The 17,854-nt window shown below is 65.2% G+C and carries 17 protein-coding genes; 2 read left to right on the top strand and 15 right to left on the bottom strand.

The features are described 5' to 3' along the window. Positions 1–4 precede the first annotated feature (4 nt). From CLM60_RS17725 to CLM60_RS17660, 14 genes are all read right to left on the bottom strand, one after another. A complete protein-coding gene (locus CLM60_RS17725) occupies positions 5–2,197 on the bottom strand; it encodes a thiamine pyrophosphate-dependent enzyme (protein ID WP_095590419.1) in 2,193 nt (730 codons plus the stop codon). 3 nt (positions 2,198–2,200) lie between these two features. Beyond that, complete coding sequence (locus tag CLM60_RS17720; RefSeq protein ID WP_095590418.1) at positions 2,201–3,415, bottom strand: acyl-CoA dehydrogenase; 1,215 nt, start codon at positions 3,413–3,415, stop codon at positions 2,201–2,203. 133 nt (positions 3,416–3,548) lie between these two features. Further along, positions 3,549–4,292 carry a proteasome-type protease gene (locus CLM60_RS17715; protein ID WP_095590417.1) on the bottom strand — a complete coding sequence of 248 codons (744 nt, stop codon included), beginning with the start codon at positions 4,290–4,292 and terminating at the stop codon, positions 3,549–3,551. Between the two features lie 33 nt (positions 4,293–4,325). Further along, positions 4,326–5,129, bottom strand: a complete 804-nt coding sequence (locus tag CLM60_RS17710) for a transglutaminase family protein (RefSeq protein WP_095590416.1) — start codon at positions 5,127–5,129, stop codon at positions 4,326–4,328. A 3-nt stretch (positions 5,130–5,132) separates the two neighbouring features. Beyond that, a complete protein-coding gene (locus CLM60_RS17705) occupies positions 5,133–6,074 on the bottom strand; it encodes an alpha-E domain-containing protein (RefSeq protein ID WP_095590415.1) in 942 nt (313 codons plus the stop codon). Positions 6,075–6,080: 6 nt separating this feature from the next. Further along, a complete protein-coding gene (locus CLM60_RS17700; protein ID WP_095590414.1) occupies positions 6,081–7,508 on the bottom strand; it encodes a circularly permuted type 2 ATP-grasp protein in 1,428 nt (475 codons plus the stop codon). A 112-nt stretch (positions 7,509–7,620) separates the two neighbouring features. After that, complete coding sequence (dtd, locus tag CLM60_RS17695; protein WP_095590413.1) at positions 7,621–8,064, bottom strand: D-aminoacyl-tRNA deacylase; 444 nt, start codon at positions 8,062–8,064, stop codon at positions 7,621–7,623. A 96-nt stretch (positions 8,065–8,160) separates the two neighbouring features. Beyond that, positions 8,161–9,303 carry a TFIIB-type zinc ribbon-containing protein gene (locus CLM60_RS17690; protein WP_095590412.1) on the bottom strand — a complete coding sequence of 381 codons (1,143 nt, stop codon included), beginning with the start codon at positions 9,301–9,303 and terminating at the stop codon, positions 8,161–8,163. A gap of 51 nt (positions 9,304–9,354) precedes the next feature. Then, the gene (locus tag CLM60_RS17685; protein ID WP_095590411.1) at positions 9,355–10,497 is read right to left on the bottom strand and encodes an SPFH domain-containing protein; all 1,143 of its coding nucleotides are present in this window, start codon (positions 10,495–10,497) and stop codon (positions 9,355–9,357) included. A 48-nt stretch (positions 10,498–10,545) separates the two neighbouring features. Further along, positions 10,546–11,496, bottom strand: a complete 951-nt coding sequence (locus tag CLM60_RS17680) for a DUF2927 domain-containing protein (protein WP_095590410.1) — start codon at positions 11,494–11,496, stop codon at positions 10,546–10,548. Positions 11,497–11,512: 16 nt separating this feature from the next. After that, a complete protein-coding gene (locus CLM60_RS17675) occupies positions 11,513–12,706 on the bottom strand; it encodes a toxic anion resistance protein (protein ID WP_095590409.1) in 1,194 nt (397 codons plus the stop codon). 16 nt (positions 12,707–12,722) lie between these two features. After that, entirely contained in the window at positions 12,723–13,616 is an 894-nt protein-coding gene (locus CLM60_RS17670) for a 5-bromo-4-chloroindolyl phosphate hydrolysis family protein (protein ID WP_095590408.1), read from the bottom strand. Between the two features lie 157 nt (positions 13,617–13,773). Further along, entirely contained in the window at positions 13,774–14,655 is an 882-nt protein-coding gene (locus CLM60_RS17665; protein ID WP_095590407.1) for a TerC family protein, read from the bottom strand. 64 nt (positions 14,656–14,719) lie between these two features. Continuing rightward, positions 14,720–15,532, bottom strand: coding sequence for a pseudouridine synthase (locus CLM60_RS17660; protein WP_095590406.1), 813 nt, complete (start codon positions 15,530–15,532; stop codon positions 14,720–14,722). A 75-nt stretch (positions 15,533–15,607) separates the two neighbouring features. Here CLM60_RS17660 and CLM60_RS17655 point away from each other — a divergent pair, with 75 nt between their 5' ends. Beyond that, the gene (locus CLM60_RS17655) at positions 15,608–16,060 is read left to right on the top strand and encodes a nucleoside deaminase (protein WP_176473918.1); all 453 of its coding nucleotides are present in this window, start codon (positions 15,608–15,610) and stop codon (positions 16,058–16,060) included. 384 nt (positions 16,061–16,444) lie between these two features. Then, positions 16,445–16,666 (top strand): hypothetical protein, encoded by a 222-nt coding sequence (locus CLM60_RS17650; protein ID WP_095590405.1) that lies wholly within the window; start codon positions 16,445–16,447, stop codon positions 16,664–16,666. A gap of 13 nt (positions 16,667–16,679) precedes the next feature. Here CLM60_RS17650 and CLM60_RS17645 read toward each other — a convergent pair whose 3' ends face one another. After that, the gene (locus CLM60_RS17645; protein ID WP_095590404.1) at positions 16,680–17,852 is read right to left on the bottom strand and encodes a M24 family metallopeptidase; all 1,173 of its coding nucleotides are present in this window, start codon (positions 17,850–17,852) and stop codon (positions 16,680–16,682) included. Positions 17,853–17,854: the final 2 nt, after the last annotated feature.

The following is a 17,854-nucleotide window of genomic DNA, read 5'->3' as shown; positions in this document are numbered from 1 at the left end:
CGTGTCATTGCTTTTGCCCGGCAATCAGCGCGCGGGCGGCGGCGTGGATGGTGTCGGCCGACGGCATCGTGGCGGCATAGGCCGGGCCGGTGGCGATGAAGCTGTCCTCGGCCGCGATGCGGCGGGTGGGGATATCCGTATCCTCGGCCATCAGGGTCATCAGCGCCTCGGACACCCCGCCCGAGCGGCGGGTTTCATCGACGATCAGCACATGGGCGCAGTCGCGCACGGCCTCCAGCAGAGCGGCGCGGGGAAGGGGCGACAACCAGCGCAGGTCGATCACCCGGGCCGCAACCCCCTCGGCCAGCAGCCGCGCCTGCGCCTGACGTGACAGGTAGACGCCATTGCCAAAGCTGACAATCGCCAGGTCGGTGCCATCGCCATGCTGGCCGATCTCGCCCAGCCCGATCCGTTCGTCCGGCGCGGGATAGGGATGCATCCAGCCGCCATCGCCCGGCGCATCCAGATCGCGCATCGGGTAAAGCGCGATGGGTTCCAGGAACACCACCAGCCGCTGTTCTTCACGCGCCAGCCGGACACATTCGCGCAGCATCCGGGCGGCATCGGCCCCGTTCGACGGGCAGGCCAGGATCAGCCCCGGAATATCGCGCAGCACGGCGACCGAGTTGTCGTTATGGAAATGCCCGCCGAAGCCCTTCTGATACCCCAGCCCGGCGATCCGCACGACCATCGGGTTGGTGTATTGCCCGTTCGAGAAGAAGGGCAGGGTGGCGGCCTCGCCCCGCAACTGATCCTCGGCATTGTGCAGATAGGCCAGGAACTGGATCTCGGGGATCGGGATGAAGCCGTTCTGCGCCATACCGATCGCCAGCCCCAGGATCGAGGTTTCGTCCAGCAGCGTGTCGATCACCCGGTCCGGGCCAAAGCGATTTTGCAGCTTTTGCGTGATGCCATAGACGCCGCCCTTGCGGCCCACATCCTCGCCCATCAACGTGATCTCGGGGTGGTCCAGCATCAGATCGGTCAGCGCCCAGTTGATCAGGCGGCTCATCGGCTGCGGCTCGGCAAGCGATTTCAGATCCCCGCCAAAGGCCGCGGCGCGGGCGTCGTCCGTCGGGCCGTTCGTGGCGGCGCATGCGCGGGCAGGGGGCACAAGGCTGCCCATCACATCGCTTGCGGTTCGCAGGCGAGGGCGGGTGATGACCTCCTGCGCGGCCTGGGCAACCTCGGCCCGTGTGTCGTGATAGATATTCACCGCCGCGTCGGGCGCCAGCGCGCCGGTCGCCGCCAGAAGCCGGGCGGAATGCAGCAGCGGATCGTTGGCCTCATCCGCCTCGACCTCGGCCCGGGGCAGATAGCTGGTCGCCACATCCGCGCCCGCATGGCCGTAAAGCCGCACGGTCCGCAGATGCAGAAAGGCGGGCTTGCGCTGGGTGCGCACGTAATCGGCCGCCGCGCGCGCGACGGCATAGGTCTCATAGATGTTCAGCCCGTCGGCATGGAAATACCGGATGCCGGGGCGCTGCGCGAAACTGGCCGCGATCCAGCCCTTCGGCGTTTTGACCGAAATTCCGATGCCGTTATCCTCGCACACGAACAGGATCGGCAGCGGGGCGGATTGAAAGCTGGTCCAGCCGGCGGTGTTGAACGCGCCCTGCGCCGTGGAATGGTTGGCCGAGGCATCGCCGAATGTCGCCACCGCAATCGCATCATCGGCGTATTCGGCATGTTCGGGCCGGTTGCGCCGGGCCGCCGCGATGGCATAGGCCGCGCCGACCGCTTTCGGCAGGTGGCTGGCAATGGTCGAGGTCTGCGGCGGGATGCACAGCGCCTTGGACCCCAGCACCTTGTGCCGCCCGCCCGAGATCGGGTCCTCGGCCGAACAGGCAAAGCTGAGCAGCATGTCGCGCAGGATCGTCTGGCCCGGCACCTGACCCGCGCGGGCAATCTGGAACGCACCGTCGCGGTAATGCAGGAACGCGGGGTCGGTGGGGCGCAGGGCGTGCGCAACAGCGGCCATGCCTTCGTGCCCGGACGAACCGATGGTGTAATACCCCTGGCCCGCCTTCTGCATCGCGCGTGCTTCCAGGTCCAGCGCCCGGCTGAGCACCTGCGCGCGGAACAGGCCTACGGCGTCGTCATCGCCCAGCCCCGCGACCGGATCGCCGCCTGCGGGGAAATCCCCGGTCGCGACGCGGGTCAGGAAATTCTCCTCGACGATCCGGGTGCGGTCCATGACTTAGAAGAACGCCTGAAGCCCGGTCTGTGCCCGCCCAAGGATCAGCGCGTGCACGTCATGGGTCCCCTCATAGGTGTTCACCGTTTCCAGGTTCGCGGCGTGGCGGATCACGTGGAACTCCTGGCTGATGCCATTGCCGCCATGCATGTCGCGGGCCATGCGCGCGATATCCAGCGCCTTGCCGCAATTGTTGCGCTTGATCATCGAGATCATCTCGGGCGCGGCCTTGCCTTCGTCCATCAACCGGCCCACGCGCAGCGCGGCTTGCAGGCCCAGCGTGATTTCGGTCTGCATGTCGGCCAGTTTCTTCTGGAACAGTTGGGTCTGGGCCAGCGGGCGGCCGAACTGCTTGCGGTCCAGACCATAGTCGCGGGCGCGCAGCCAGCAATCCTCGGCCGCGCCCATCGTGCCCCAGGCAATGCCATAGCGGGCGCGGTTCAGACAGCCGAACGGGCCCTTCAGCCCCTCGACCCCCGGCAGCAGGGCGTCTTCGCCGACCTCGACCCCGTCCAGAACGATTTCACCGGTGACCGAGGCGCGCAGGGAAAGCTTGCCCTCGATCTTGGGCGCGGACAGGCCCTTGAGGCCCTTGTCCAGCACGAAGCCGCGGATCTTGCCGTCATGGGCCGCCGATTTCGCCCAGACGACAAAGACATCGGCAATCGGGCTGTTGGAAATCCACATTTTCGAGCCGGTCAGGCGATAGCCGCCGTCGATCTTTTCGGCGCGCGTCTTCATGCCCGCGGGGTCCGATCCGGCATCGGGTTCGGTCAGGCCGAAACAGCCGATCAGTTCGCCACTGGACAGGCCCGGCAGGTATTTCGCCTTTTGCGCGTCCGAGCCATAGGCGTGGATGGGATACATCACCAGCGAGCTTTGAACGCTCATCATCGACCGATATCCGCTGTCCACCCGTTCGACCGCGCGGGCGATCAGGCCATAGGTCACGTAACCCGCGCCCAGCCCGCCGAATTCCTCGGGGATGGTGCTGCCCAGCAGACCGGCTTGCCCCATCAGGGCAAAGATTTCGGGGTCGACGGTTTCCTGGGCATAGGCCTGGGTCACGCGCGGCAACAGAACGTCCTGGGCAAAGCCATGGGCGGCATCGGCCAGCATCCGTTCGTCTTCGTCCAGCTGATCGGTCAGACGGAAGGGATCGGCCCAGTCGAAAGCGGCCAGCGACGGACCAAAGCCAGTGTTATCAAGGTCTTTCATGATCAACTCTCCTGTGAAACGAAAGGGCCGGGGCGCAATTCCACGGTCTTTGTTTCATCCCTGAGAGCGGATGACAAGCGGCCAGGCGCCACGCGGGTGCCGGGCCGTTTTCGGGGCGCCGAAAGGGCGGCGTTCAGCCGTCCTCGGGCATCTGGAACGGGGGCAGGCTGTTGAAAGCCAGCTGCAGCGCATCGCCCCAACCGTCCGAGATCGTTTCGTAATAAGGATCGTCGCGTTCGATCCGGCGGATCGGATCGGGGGTCAGGCTGTCGGTGCGATAGGTCTGGAAATCCAGCGGCAGGCCGACCGACAGGTTCGCCTTGATGGTGGAATCGAAGGACACCATCAACAGCTTCACCGCCTCGGCAAAGCTCATGTCCGGATCATAGGCGCGCACCAGGATCGGACGGCCGTATTTGGTTTCGCCGATCTGAAAGAACGGCGTGTCGGGCGAGGCTTCGATGAAATTGCCCTCGGGATAGATCAGGAACAGCCGGGGGGCGCCATTGCCGATCTGGCCGCCGACGATCATCGTGGCGTTGAACGAGCTGTCGGCGCGCTGGCCTTCGTCGGCATGTTCGGCGATGACCTCGCGCAGGGTCTCGCCCACCAGCTGTGCAACGCGGAACATCGACGGCTGTTCCAGGATCGACGGGTTGCGGTCCTCTTTCGCCTTGCTGCGTTCGTCCAACAGGCTGATCACCGCCTGGGTGGTGGCCAGATTGCCCGCCGTCATCACGGTGATCACCGCCTGGCCGGGTTCCGACCAGCATTGCATCTTGCGAAAGCTCGAGATGTTGTCGACGCCCGCATTGGTGCGGGTATCGGACATGAACAACAGTCCCGCATTCAACATCATGCCAACACAATAGGTCATGGGCCCGCCTTGCCGCTTGTTGCGCCGATCATCTTATTGCTGGACCTGTATGTCCACCTCGAGCGCTTCTTCGCCGTGATCGCCGATCCGGATACCCGATATCGGGGCCGCACCGCGATAGTCCAGACCCGTGGCCACCCTGACGTAGCGTTCATCGGGGCTGATCTGGTTCGAAATGTCGAAGCCGACCCAGCCGATGCCGTCGATATGCGCCTCGACCCAAGCGTGGGAGGCATCCTGTTCCACCCGGTCGTTCATCATCAGATAGCCCGAGATATAACGCGCGGGCACGCCCATCGCGCGGGCGGCGGCCAGAAAGACATGCGCGTGATCCTGGCAGACACCATGCCCGGCGGCCAGTGCATCCTCGGCGCTGGTCAGGGCGTGGGTGTGGCCCAGCTCATATTTGACCGCCTCAAGGACCCGGCGCGACAGCTCGTGCATCCGTGCGATCGGATCGTCGAATTCGGCGCTCAGCCCCTTGATCAGCTTGCGCGTGGCATTGCCGGCGCGGGTCATGTCGGTTGGGGTTTCGAACAGCCACAGCGGCACGTCGCCCTTGTGCTGGCCGATCACGCCCGATGTGTCGGTGGTTTCGACCTGGCCGTGGCAGGCGATCTCGATCGTGTGGCCATCGCCGTCGAAGCTGATCAGCGTGACGGTGTTCATATGCTCGTCATCGAATTGCAGCTCGATCGCGCCGCCGGTGATCTCGATCTCCCAGCTCAGCACCTTTTGCGTCTGGCGCGATTTCGGCGTCAGGCGCAATTGCTGCAGCCCATAGGTGACCGGCCGTTCATAGCTGTAGCGGGTGCGGTGTGTCAGGTTCAGAAGCATGCGTCAGCCATTGAAACGGAAATCCTCCTCGATCTGGGCGGCCAGATCGGCGTTGTCGCGCAGGAAGCCGATGATGAATTCGTGCAGGCCCATCTCGAACACATGATCAATCTCGGTTTCCTTCAATTGATCGCGCAGCACCTGCATCCTGGCAAAGCTGGGACAGTCCTCGCAATACTGCGATTGCAGATAGCCCAGGTTGCCCGACATCTTGGACACGCAGAACGCCAACGAACGCGGCATGCGCGAATCGAGGATCAGGAACTCGGCAATGCCGCGCGGGCTGATATCGGTGCCGTGCAGCCAGCGGTACGAGCGCTGGCCCGCAACAGACCGCAGGATGGTTTCCCACTGCACATTGTCCAGCGACGATCCGATCTGGGTGATCGACGGCAGCAGCACATAGTATTTCACATCCAGGATGCGCGCGGTGTTGTCGGCGCGTTCCAGGAATGTGCCCACACGGGCGAAATCGAACACGTCATTGCGCAGCATCGTGCCGTGGGTCGCCCCGCGCACCAGCGCGCTGTGACGGCGGATCAGGCCCAGCGCCTCGGGCAGGTCGGCCTCGCGCACGGGGCGGCGCAGCGCATCGGTCAGCTGCATCCAGCTTTCGTTCACGGCCTCCCACACCTCTTGGGTCAGGGCGGTGCGGACCATGCGGGCATTGTTGCGCGCCGCCTCGAACGCGCTCAGGACCGACGACGGGTTGGCCTTGTCGCGTAGCAGGAAGTTGACCACCTGGCTGGCGTCATAGTCGTCATGGTGCTGGTCATAGAGGTCGCGTACGCTGGCCGATTGCAGGACCGAGGCCCATTCGTCCTGCGCCGAATCCGGGCGCGTCAACGCGATGCGAAAGCCCGCCTCGATCAGGCGCGCGGTGTTCTCGGACCGCTCCAGATAGCGGAACATCCAGAAAATGCCACCGGCCGTCTTGCCCAGCATGACCCGTTACTCCCCCAGTACCCAGGTGTCTTTGGTCCCGCCGCCCTGGCTGGAATTCACCACCAGCGATCCCTTTTTCAGCGCCACGCGGGTCAGACCGCCCGGCGTGATATCCACCTTTTCGGGCGACACCAGAACAAACGGGCGCAGATCAACATGGCGCGGCGCCAGGCCTGCTTTCGTCAGGATGGGGCAGGTGCTGAGCGCCAGCGTCGGCTGCGCGATATAGTTGCCGGGCCGCGCCGTCAGCTTGGCGCGGAACGCCGAAAGCTCGCGCTTGGACGCGGCAGGCCCCACCAGCATGCCATAGCCGCCCGAGCCGTGGACCTCTTTCACCACCAACTCGTCCAGGTGATCCAGCACATAGGCCAGCGCATCGGGTTCCGAACATCTCCAGGTCGGCACGTTCTTCAGGATCGCCTTTTCGCCGGTATAGAACTCCACGATATCGGGCATGTAGCTATAGATCGCCTTGTCATCGGCGATGCCCGTGCCGGGCGCATTGGCGATGGTGATCCCGCCCGAGCGGTACACATCCATGATGCCCGGAATGCCCAGCATGCTGTCGGGATTGAAGTTCAGCGGGTCCAGGAAATCGTCGTCTACGCGGCGATAGAGCACATCGATGGGCTGATAGCCGCGCGTGGTGCGCATGGCGATCCGCCCGTCGACCACGCGGCAATCGTGCCCCTCGACCAGCTCGGCCCCCATGTGATCGGCCAGAAAGGAATGTTCGAAATAGGCCGAGTTGTGCAGCCCCGGCGTCAGCACCGCCACCACCGGCTTGCCGGTGGTCGCCGGCGGCGCCGCGGCGCACAGCGACCGCCGCAGCCGGGTGGGGTAATCGGACACCTGCTGCACCTTGATCTTGCTGAACAGTTCGGGGAACATCTGCAGCATGGTTTCCCGGTTTTCCAGCATATAGGACACGCCCGATGGCGTGCGGGCATTGTCCTCGAGCACGAAGAAATCATCCTCGCCCGTGCGCACCAGATCGACGCCCACGATATGGGTATAGATCCCGCCGGGCGGTGCCACGCCGATCATCAGCGGCAGGAACGCCTCGTTCCGGGCGATCAGCTCGGTCGGGATGCGGCCCGCGCGCAGGATCTCTTGCCGGTGATAGATGTCATAGAGAAACGCGTTGATCGCGCGCACGCGCTGTTCGATCCCCTTGGTCAGCCGCGCCCATTCCTGCGCCGAGATGATGCGCGGCACGATGTCGAAGGGGATCAGCCGCTCATCGGCCTCGCCCGAGCCATAGACGTTGAAGGTGATGCCGGTCTTGCGAAAGAACTGCTCGGCCTCGCGCGATTTGCGTTGCAGCCGGCTGATATCCTCGCCCGAAAACCAGTTGTTGAAGCCTTGGTAAGGCGCGCGCGGTGCGTTGTCTGCCTTACGCATTTCGTCAAAGAAATGGGGTTCGTCCGTCATGGGTCAAGCCTAGGATTTGAGCAGCGGGCTGCAACTTGTTTCGTCGAAACACCCCGGCTGACGCTGCAAAATCGTCCAGCGGGTGGGCAAATGGTTAATTTTTGGGCGCCCGTCAGCCGTCGCTGTCCAGCCAGATCGTGATGGGCCCGTCATTTGTCAGCGAAACCTGCATGTCGGCGCCGAACCGGCCGGTTTCGGTGGGCATGCCCAAGGCACGCAGGGCCGCGGCAAATTCCCGGTACAGCGCCCGGCCCAGATCGGGCGGCGCGGCGGCGGAAAAGCCCGGCCGGTTGCCGCGGCGTGTATCGGCGGCCAGGGTAAACTGGCTGACCACCAGCGCCCCGCCGCCGGTCTGCAGCAGCGACAGGTTCATCTTGCCGTCGGGATCGGCCAGGATCCGCATCTTCGCGATCTTGGCCGCCAGCGCCCGCGCGGTTTCGGCGGTGTCGTCCGGCATGGCACAGACCAGGATCACCAGCCCCGCGCCGATCTGCCCGACCACCTGACCGGACACGCTGACGCGGGCCTCGGATACCCGTTGAACAACTGCGCGCATTGCCGCTTCCCTCCTATTTTTTCAACCCGCTCGGTGGAGCGAATTCCAGCACTGGTCAAGGTTCCCGGAACCGGTTTTCCGCGCATTTCGGCAGGGCTAGCGCGGCACCCAGCCGCCCGCGTCTTGGTTCAGCGCAAAGACATAGCCCACCGCCGCCGCGACGATCAGGCCCAGGATCACCGCGGCGGCGATTTTCCAGGCCGAATAGGGGCGTTCGCCCTGCACCCGGCCCGTGCGGCCATTGACGACGAACCGATAGGATTTGCCGCGATATTTATAGGCCGCCAGCCAGACCGGCAGCAGGATATGCTTGAAGGTCACATCGCTGAGGCTGGTATCCAGGCTGTGGATCCGCTGCCGGTCGCCGCCGATATCGAATTTCACGTCGCGTTCGATCATGCGGTCCATGTGGTGGCGCGCCTCGCCAAACCCGTCCTCAAGCTCGACCGTGTAACCCTCGGCCCGGAAGCCCGCCAGGTATTCGGGGCGATAGGGTTCCAGCGCGGCCAGATCCCAGGGTTCCAGCGCGTCGGTGAACCGTTTGGGCAGCGACCGGCTGGCCAGCACCAGCACGTCGTCGAAGAACCGCGCCACCCGGCCCGAGGCGCGGGTCCAGCGGATTTTCTGGACCCGGACCTGCTGGCGCTTGCCGTTCCGGGTGACGGTGCGGGTCTGATAGTAAACCGTGCCGCGTTCGCCGTGATAGACGCTGCGCGTGTCGGCGTCGAAGGTCCAATAGGGCACATAGATCCCCTGCATCCGGCGCCCCTTGCGTGCATATTGCTGCAACCCGTTTGGCGCGAACCAAAGCCGGCCCAGCCAGTCGCTCATGGCCTGCCGCGCGGTGCCTTCGTCCAGCGCGAAGGGCAGCAGGGCCTTGGGTTTGATATGCCGGTGCGTGCCGGTATCGGTGACCACGGGCGTGGCGCAGAACGGGCATTCGGCGGCATGGGTGTCGGCATCGAATTCCACCTGCGCCCCGCAATTGGGGCAGGACAGGACGCGGGTTTCCTCGATCTCGGCCTCGGGCAGGGCGGCCTGCAACGCGGTGCGCAGGTCAAGCTCGCGGATCGCGGAAGTGAAATGGCCCGACCCCTCGATCGGTTGGCGGTTGCCGCAATGATCACAGGCCAGATCGCCGGTTTCGGGATCGAACCGGAAATCGGCCCCGCAATTGTCGCAGGGAAAGCGGTGTTCCTGCATCGCATCGTCAGGCGCGGGAAACGGGCGCAGGGCCATTTTGATTTCATGCCTCCGGCGGGAGTATTTCGGCCAAGAAGAAGCGGTATATCACGCCCCCGGTGGCGGTGGGGGCAGGATGGTGAAGAGCTGCGCGAGCTCGGCGACCTCGTCGGCGGTTTGCCAGCCGTCCTGGCCCGGGGTCCAGACATGGGTGTCGCGGGTCAGGCTGCCGTCCAGCGCCATGCGGCCCAGGTCGGCCTTGGAGAAGGGGCCGCGGGTCTGGCCGGCCTCGGCGATGTGCCAGACATGTTCGACCGGGGCGGGGGGCGGCAGTTGGGCCGCGGTGGGCATCTTTGCCAATTGCGGCTGGTCGGGGGTGACCGGGCCCCAAGGGCCCGATTGCGGCAGTTGGCGCGCCAGCCCCATGCCAAGCCCCATGCCGATGCCCGCGCCGATCCCGGCCCCCGCACCGCCGGTGTTGCGGGCGGCCGATGTCATCGCCTCGGCCGCGGAATATTCGGTGAAGCGGCCCAGATCGCCCGCCATCCCCAACGAGGTGCGCTTGTCCAGCGCCTCTTCGACCGCGGGGGGCAGGCTGATGTTTTCGATGTAAAGCTCGGGGATGGTCAGCCCGTATTGTTCCAGCACCGGCGCGATATGGGTCGCAACCAGCTTGCCCAGGGCGCCGGTATTGGCGGCCATGTCCAGCACCGGGATACCGGCAGAGGCGATGATGCGGGAAAACTCCTGCACGATGATGTTGCGGATCTGATAGCTGATCTCGTCCATGGTGAATTCGCCGTCGGTGCCGACGATTTCGACTAGGAAGCGCGCGGGATCGCTCACCTTGACCGTATAGGTGCCATAGGCGCGCAGCCGGGTGGGGCCGAATTCCGGATCGCGCAGCATGATCGGGTTCTTGGTGCCCCATTTCAGATCGGCAAACCGCGTGGTGTTGACGAAATAGATCTCTGACTTGAAGGGCGATTTGAACCCGTGATCCCAATGCTGAAGCGTGGTCAGGATCGGCATGTTGTTGGTTTCGAGCATGTAGAGCCCGGGCGTGAACACATCGGCCAGCTGCCCCTCGTGGACGAAGACGGCGGCCTGGCCCTCGCGGACGGTCAGCTTGGCACCGTATTTGATCTCGTGCCCTTCGCGGTCGAAGCGCCAGACCATCGTGTCGCGCGTGTCGTCGACCCAGTGGATGACGTCGATGAATTCACCGGACAGAAAATCGAAAATACCCATGGTTACCTCCCGGCATGTCGGGTTGCTGTGTGTTCGGTTTCGGGCCGGTCAGCTTTCGCCGCCCAGCAATTGACGGCTGAGCGCCTGAACGATCGGGCGGGCCTCGTCCGGGGTCATGCCGGGGCGCAGGCGCGGATCGTAGAGCATCTTCAGCAGAAGTTCGTCATGCGTTGTCAGCAGTGCGAATTCCTCGTCATCGTTGAAGATCGACGGCCGTGCCTGCGGGCTGTCGTTGGCCAGGCCCATGCCCTGGGCCAGCTCCTCGTGGATGCAGGATTTGCGCAGCAGGTCGGGGTGTTCCGACCGGATGACCGCGACCGCCTGTTTGTAGTTGGGCGAGGCGCCCTCGGACGAGGCGAAGACCAGGCAGAAGGTCGAGCGCGGCATCTGGGTGATGGTGCGAATGACGGTATCGTCGACCCCCGGCACCAGATCCTGCAGGCGCGGGCCCAGGGCGCGGCGTTCGTCCTCGTTCAGGATCAGCAGGTGGTAATTGGCGTGTTCGGGCGGGACCACGAAGATCGGGTGCCCGGACACTCGGCGCAGCCGCGCGGCATAGCTGGCGATGATCGCCTTGTCCTTGGCGCGCTTGGCGGCGGGCACGGAATCGCCAAAGACCACGCCCAGGGCGATCGGGTCCTTCCAGCGGCGCAGGCGGCTTTCGGTTTCGCGCGCGACCAGCACCCCGCCATTGGTGACATATTCGTCGTAAAGCGCGATGCGGACGAAATCCTCGGCCAGCATCTTGGCGTCGAAGGGCACGTCCGGCCCGCCGCCATCGGTGCGCAGCAAGCCGCGCGCGACCAGGTCCGCCTGTACCCTGGCGAAATGGCGCGCGATGGATTGGCTGGCCTTTGACGGGGGCTGTGGCGTCGGGGGTTCGGGCTTGGCCGGTTCGGCCGGGGGCGGGACCGTGCCGCTGCCGGGGTCCTGCAATTCGCAGGCCCCCAGCGCGATCAGGGCAAGACAACCGATTATGGCGGCGCGGATCCGTTTCATTCGTCGCGTCGGCGCGTCAGCTGCGCGGAACCGAGGTGCCGGCGGTATCGCCCACACCGTCGCGCCGTGACTTGGCGGCGGCCAGCGTATCGCGCAGTTCGGCCTCCATCTTCTTCAACTCGACCTCGGCGGCGGCGCGGCGCGCCTTGCCCTCGTCGGCGATGGCCAGGCTTTCCTCGATCGTGTCGATCAGGGTGGCGTTGGCGTGCTTGACGGCCTCGATATCGAAAACGCCGCGCTCCATCTCCTGGCGGACGACCTTGTTGGCCTCTTTCAGGTTCTCGGCATTGCTGGTCAGCAGCTCGTTGGTCAGGTCGGTCGCCTCGCGCACGGCCTCGGCCGCCTCGCGCGAGCGCTGGATGGTCACCGCCTGCGCCAGCTGGGTTTCCCAAAGCGGCACGGTGTTGACCAGGGTCGAGTTGATCTTGGTCACCAGCGATTTGTCGTTTTCCTGTACCAGCCGGATCGACGGCAGCGACTGCATCGTCACCTGGCGGGTCAGTTTCAGATCATGCACCCGGCGTTCCAGGTCGTCGCGCGCGGCGCGCAGATCGCGCAGCTCCTGCGCCTTGATGACCTGCTGGTCCTCGGGCGCGGCCTGAACCTCGGCATCCTTGGCGGGGATGATGGTGTTGTCCAGCTCGGCCAGCTTCTCCTCGCCCGCCGCAATGTAAAGCGCCAGCTCGTCATAGAAATCGAGCGTCTTCTCATAGAGCTTGTCCAGCGACTTGATGTCCTTCAGCAGCTTGTGCTCATGCCCCAGAAGGTTGTCGGTGATCTTGTCGATCTGGCTTTGCACGTTCTCGTAACGCGCGACGAACTTGGCGAAGGGCGCGGCGCGGCCCAGCAGCCGTTCCCACCAGCTGCGCTTGCGGCGCACATCCAGTTCGCTGACCGAAAAGCCGCGGATGGTGGTGACGATGTCGCGCAGGTTGTCACCGGCGGGGCCGACATCCTTGTTGCGGACATCGGCCAGCATCGATTGGCTGATTTCCTGCAACTCGGCCTGGGCGGAGGATCCGAATTCGATGATCGACTGGGTGTTGGACATGTCGATCTCGTCCATGCGCTTGCGGATCTCGCCGGCGACGGGGGCCTCGGCGGCCGCCAGGGGGACCACATCGCCCGCCGGTTCGGGCAGGATCACGGCGGTGATCTCCTCGACCTCGGCCAGGGCCTGCTTGGCCTTATCGCGAACGGTATCAGACATCTCTCAACTCTCCATTTTACTGCGCGCGTTCCAGGCGCACGCCATCGCGCTGCAATCTTTCACGCAGCACTTCGATTTCGACATCCAGGTCGGTCTTGTCATCCAGCAGCAGGGTCTGCGTGCGGGCGGTGAAATTGCGTTCCAGATCGTCCAGCAGTGCCTCGTAATCGGCGCGCGCCCGGGGGTCGCGGTTGCGGGCGTAAAGATCGGCGAATTTCACCGTCGCATCGCGCGCGCCCAGCAGATAGACGCCCAGATACTTGCGCGCAGCGGTCAGGTCGCGCGGGTCATCCTCGACCGTGCGGCACATGTCGCGGGCGATCGTCATGAACCGGTCCACGCGCGTTTCCAGCTGGCGGTCCTGTACCCGGCGGATTGCGTCGGACATGGCTTTCAGATGCGCTTCGGCCTCGTCCACCACGCGCGCGACACGGTCCTGCTGGAACGTGTCGACACCGTCCATCCCCTTGTCGCGCAGCGGGTCCGGCCCGAAGGTGAAGAAATGCAGCGCCGCGCCCAGCACGGCGAAAATCGCAGCCTCGACCACCCCGTGGCCCGCGAACCCGGCAATCGCCAGCCCGGCGCCGGTCAGCACCGATCCCAGGATCTTGCGCGGCAGGGCGGGGCGGCGGGCGATCTTGCGCGCCTCAAACGCCTCTTGCGCGATCAGCCCCTCGCGCGTCAGCCAGGCCGCCAGGATCAGCGTGCCGAACGCCACCAGATAGGTCGCCATGACCACCGGTTCCGCCGAAAACGCCTTGATCGCCAGCGGCAGCGGCGCAAAGAACAGCATGTTGATCTTGGCGCCTACCCGGGTGCGTTTCTTGCCGTGATAGGGGTTCTGCCCCGGCGGCGTCGTGCCAGCCGGATCGCCCTGGGGGCTGTATTTGCCGCCATAGCGCTGCGCCATCAGCCAGCCACCGCGCTGGCCGAGACATAGAAGATCAGCATCACCAGCAGAAGAAAGGACATTTTCTGCAGTCCCGTTTCCGACATGGAAGGTCACCCCCTGAACGTGCCACACCGCCCGTTATAGGCGATGCAGCGTTTCGGTGAAAGCGCGGCGCTCAGACCTTGCGGCTTTGCGCGGCGTGGCGTTCGGCGGCCAGCTTGCGGGCATAGCCCGATTGCAGGATCTCGACCGCAAACAGGACGATCACCGCGAAATAGAACGTGGTTTTCGACATCGGAACAAGCGGATAGCCGAAGACCCTGATGCTCAGATCCGTGGCTTCGGCGGCACCGTGTGCGGCATCGGCCGCACCATGGGCGGCCTCGGCTGCGGCCGCATGCATCGCATGTTCGGCCGCGACCCCGGCCTCGCCCAGCAAAACCACGCCGACAATCAGCAGGATGAACAGGCCCAGAACCTCGTACATGCGGTTCTTTTCCAGAAAGGCGGTCACATGATCGGCCAACAGCAGCATCGCCGCCCCCGACAGCAGGATCGCGGTGGCCAGAACAAAGAAGACATCGGTGATGGCCAGCGCCGACAGGATCGAATCGAAGCTGAAGATCAGGTTCATGAACACGATAAGCATGATCACCTGAACCGCGGACTTGCCCGATTTATGTTCCACATCATGGTCAAGGTGTTCGACCGACAACATGTGCGAGATTTCCTTGACCGCCGTATAGATGATGAAAATCCCGCCGATCACGAAGACCAGCGTGGCGAAATTCACCCCGCCTTCCAGGATGCCGGTCCAGTTCATGACGAAGAACGGTTCGCTCAGGCGTTCGATCAGGTTGATCATCACGAACAGCAGCACCACCCGCAGCGCCACGGCGATGATGATGCCCCAGAACCGCACCGCGCGTTGTTGCGCGACCGGCGCGCGTTGCGATTCAATGCTGATATACAACAGGTTGTCGAAGCCCAGCACGGCCTGCAGGAAACACAGCATCAGCAGGTTTCCCAGATTTTCGATCGTCAGCAAGTCGGCCATTCAACGCCTCTCCATCCCGGTTGGTCCCGTGGCATCCAGCCATATTCCCGACCCTGGGGCAAGGTTACTGACGCGGCGGTTTTCCCCCACGCTTGCGCGCCGGGCGTTTGACCGCCCGTTTCGGGCTTGTCGCAGGCTTGAATTCCTTGTCCAGGCCCAGCTGGTCGCGCAGAACGCGCGCGCGCAGCTCCTCGACCTCGCCGGGTTTCAGGTTTCCCAGCTGGAACGGGCCATAGCTGACACGAATCAGCCGGTTCACCGTCAGGCCCACGGCCTCCATCGCGCGGCGGATCTCGCGGTTGCGCCCCTCGCGCAGGGCGACGGTCAGCCAGGCATTCGCGCCCTGCTGCCGGTCCAGCGTGACCTCCATCGGCTGGAACGCCTCGCCATCGACGGTCAGCCCCTGGCGCAGCGGCTCCAGCGTCGCATCCTCGGGCGCGCCCTTGACCCGCACGCGGTACCGCCTGAGCCAGCCGGTTGACGGCAGCTCCAGCCGCCGCTTGATCTCGCCGTCATTGGTCAAGAGCAGCAGGCCTTCGGAATTCAGGTCCAGCCGCCCCACCGACATCACGCGCGGCATCCCCTCGGGCAGGGCGTCGAACACGGTCTCGCGCCCCTTTTCGTCGCGTGCCGTGGTCACCAGCCCGGTGGGCTTGTGGTAAAGCCACAGCCGCGGCGGCTCGGGTTCGGCCAGCGGCTTGCCGTCGACGGTGATCTTGTCGGCGGGCGTCACGTTCAGCGCCGGGCTGTCGATCTTGCGCCCGTTCACGGTCACGCGACCGGCCTCGATCATGCGCTCGGCCTCGCGCCGGCTGGCGATACCGGCCCGCGCCAGAACCTTGGCGATGCGGTCGCCCTTGGGTGTTTCAGTGCTCATGGCCGATCCCTATCGGTTTCCGCGGCCAAGCGAAAGCGGCTTGCGCAGCCGGGGCGGGGCAGGGCATCAGGGGGCATGAGCCCCTTCACCAGCCATATGCAGGCCGCTTTGGACGAGGCCCGCGCCGCCGCCACCCGGGGCGAGGTGCCGGTGGGCGCCGTGATCGTGGCGCCGGATGGCAGCATCGTCGCCCGCGCCGGCAACCGCACGCGCGAGCTGCACGATCCCACTGCCCATGCCGAGATCCTTGCCCTGCGCGCCGCCTGCGCCGCCGCCGGATCGGAACGGCTGCCGGGACATGACCTCTATGTGACGCTGGAGCCGTGTCCGATGTGTGCCTCCGCGATCAGCCAGGCCCGCATCGCGCGGCTATACTATGGCGCGGCCGATCCGAAATCGGGCGGCGTGGCCCACGGCCCGCGCGTCTTCGACCACCCACAGGCACACCACGTCCCACAGGTCTATGACGGGATCGACGCGCGCGCGGCCGAAAGCCTGCTCCGGTCGTTCTTCGACCGGCTGCGCTAAGATCGCCACCCGGCTGTTTCATTGCTCCGAAAATACTCAAATTCCGGCGGTTTCCCGCGCGCGGTGCGTGCCGGTCTGCGGTGCCCGCAGAAATGCATGGCAATTTTTCCCATAAATTGCTAAAGAGCACGCATCCCGCCAATGCAAGAAGGAGGCACTGACATGACGTACATGATTTCGCGCCCCGGCTATTGCACAGTGGCAGCGGTTGCCGCAGCACGACGAGGCCGTCAGCGCTGATCCGGCGTCCAGCCTGACGGCTGGATTTTTCAAACCCTTCACAGCTTCGGACGCGTAAGCGCAGGGCACCCGGTTGCGGGGTCTGCGCAGATGTCTTGACCAATCTATTTCGAAAGGGCCGGTAAGCACCGGCTGGGACCCGCTATGAATATTGATCTTCTGGACGATGAAATTCCCCTGTCCGATACGGTCGAACGGCTGATCGCCCGTTACGGCGCGCGGGCGACCCTGCGGGCGGTGATCGCGGTGGTCCTGAAACCCCGCGCGCGGCACATGCCGCCGCAGGATCTGTCCGATCATTTGCGGCGCGATATCGGCTTGCCCCCGGTGCCGCCCACCTCGGCGGGGCGGCACGATCTGTGGTGACGGGCGCGCGGGGTCAGCCGATTTCGGCAATCCCGCGCGGGATGTCGGTCAGCGGCTGGCCGCCATCGGGGGTCACCACAAAGGTTTCGGTGATCGCCAGCCCCCATTCGGGTGTCCAAAGCCCGGGCATCAGGTGAAAACACATGTTTTCCTGCAGCTCCGTCGTATCGCCGGGCCGCAGGCTCATGCTGCGCTCGCCCCAGTCGGGCGGATAGCTGAGGCCCACGGAATAGCCGGTGCGGCTGGTCTTTTCGAACCCCGCCCGCCCCAGCGCGTCATAGACACAGGCCGCCACAGCCTCGCAGGTTGCGCCGGGCCGGGCGGCGGCCAGCGCATCCGCGACCGCTTGCAGAACCGCCTCTTCGGCGCGCTTCATCTCGGCCGGGGGCGGGCCCAGGTGCAGCGTGCGGCTGACCGGACAGTGATAGCGTTGATAGCAACCCGAGATCTCGAAATAGGTCGCCTCGCCCGGCTGCATCGGCTTGTCGTTCCAGGTCAGATGCGCTGCGGCGGCCTCGCGCGCCGATGGCGCGATGGGTACGATTGCCGGGTAATCGCCGGCCAACCCCGGCACGCCGGTCAGCCCTGCGGCCTGAACCCGCGCCACCAGCTCGTGCTTGGGCAGGCCGGGCCGGGCGGTTTCGCGCAACACCCGATGCATGGCGGCGGTCAGTTGCCCGGCCTTGCGCATCAGCGCCAGTTCGGCGCCGCTTTTCACCGCGCGCTGCCAGTTGACCAGCCCGGTCGCATCCTGCAACGCGCCAGCCCCCAGCGCGCGTTCCAGCACCCGGTGCGCGGCGGCGGAATAATAGTAATTGTCCATCTCGACCCCGATCCCGGCGGTCCAGCCGCGCGATTGCAGGCTCTCGGCCAGATGGTCGAACGGATGGTGGTCGGGGTGCTGCACATGCGCCTCGGGCCAGTCGAACAGGTCGTCATCAGACAGCCATGTGGTCTGGGCGGCCCCCGGCATGTCCATTGTTCGCCCCCACCACAACACGCCGTCGCGCACATGCACGATGACGGCCTGGGGGACATAAAAGCTCCACCCGTCATAGCCGGTCAGCCAGGCCATGTTCGACGGATCGGCCAGTATCAGGACGGAAAGCCCCCGGCGCGCCATCTCGGCGCGGGTGCGGGACAGGCGGGTTTCGTATTCGGCGGGTGTGAAATCCTGTGCGGGCATGC

It is taken from the genome of Actibacterium ureilyticum (assembly GCF_002285435.1).
GTDB classification, from domain to species: Bacteria; Pseudomonadota; Alphaproteobacteria; order Rhodobacterales; family Rhodobacteraceae; genus Actibacterium_C; species Actibacterium_C ureilyticum.
The sequence above is the reverse complement of the archived record's forward strand: the minus strand, read 5'-3'. Positions and strand labels throughout refer to the sequence as shown.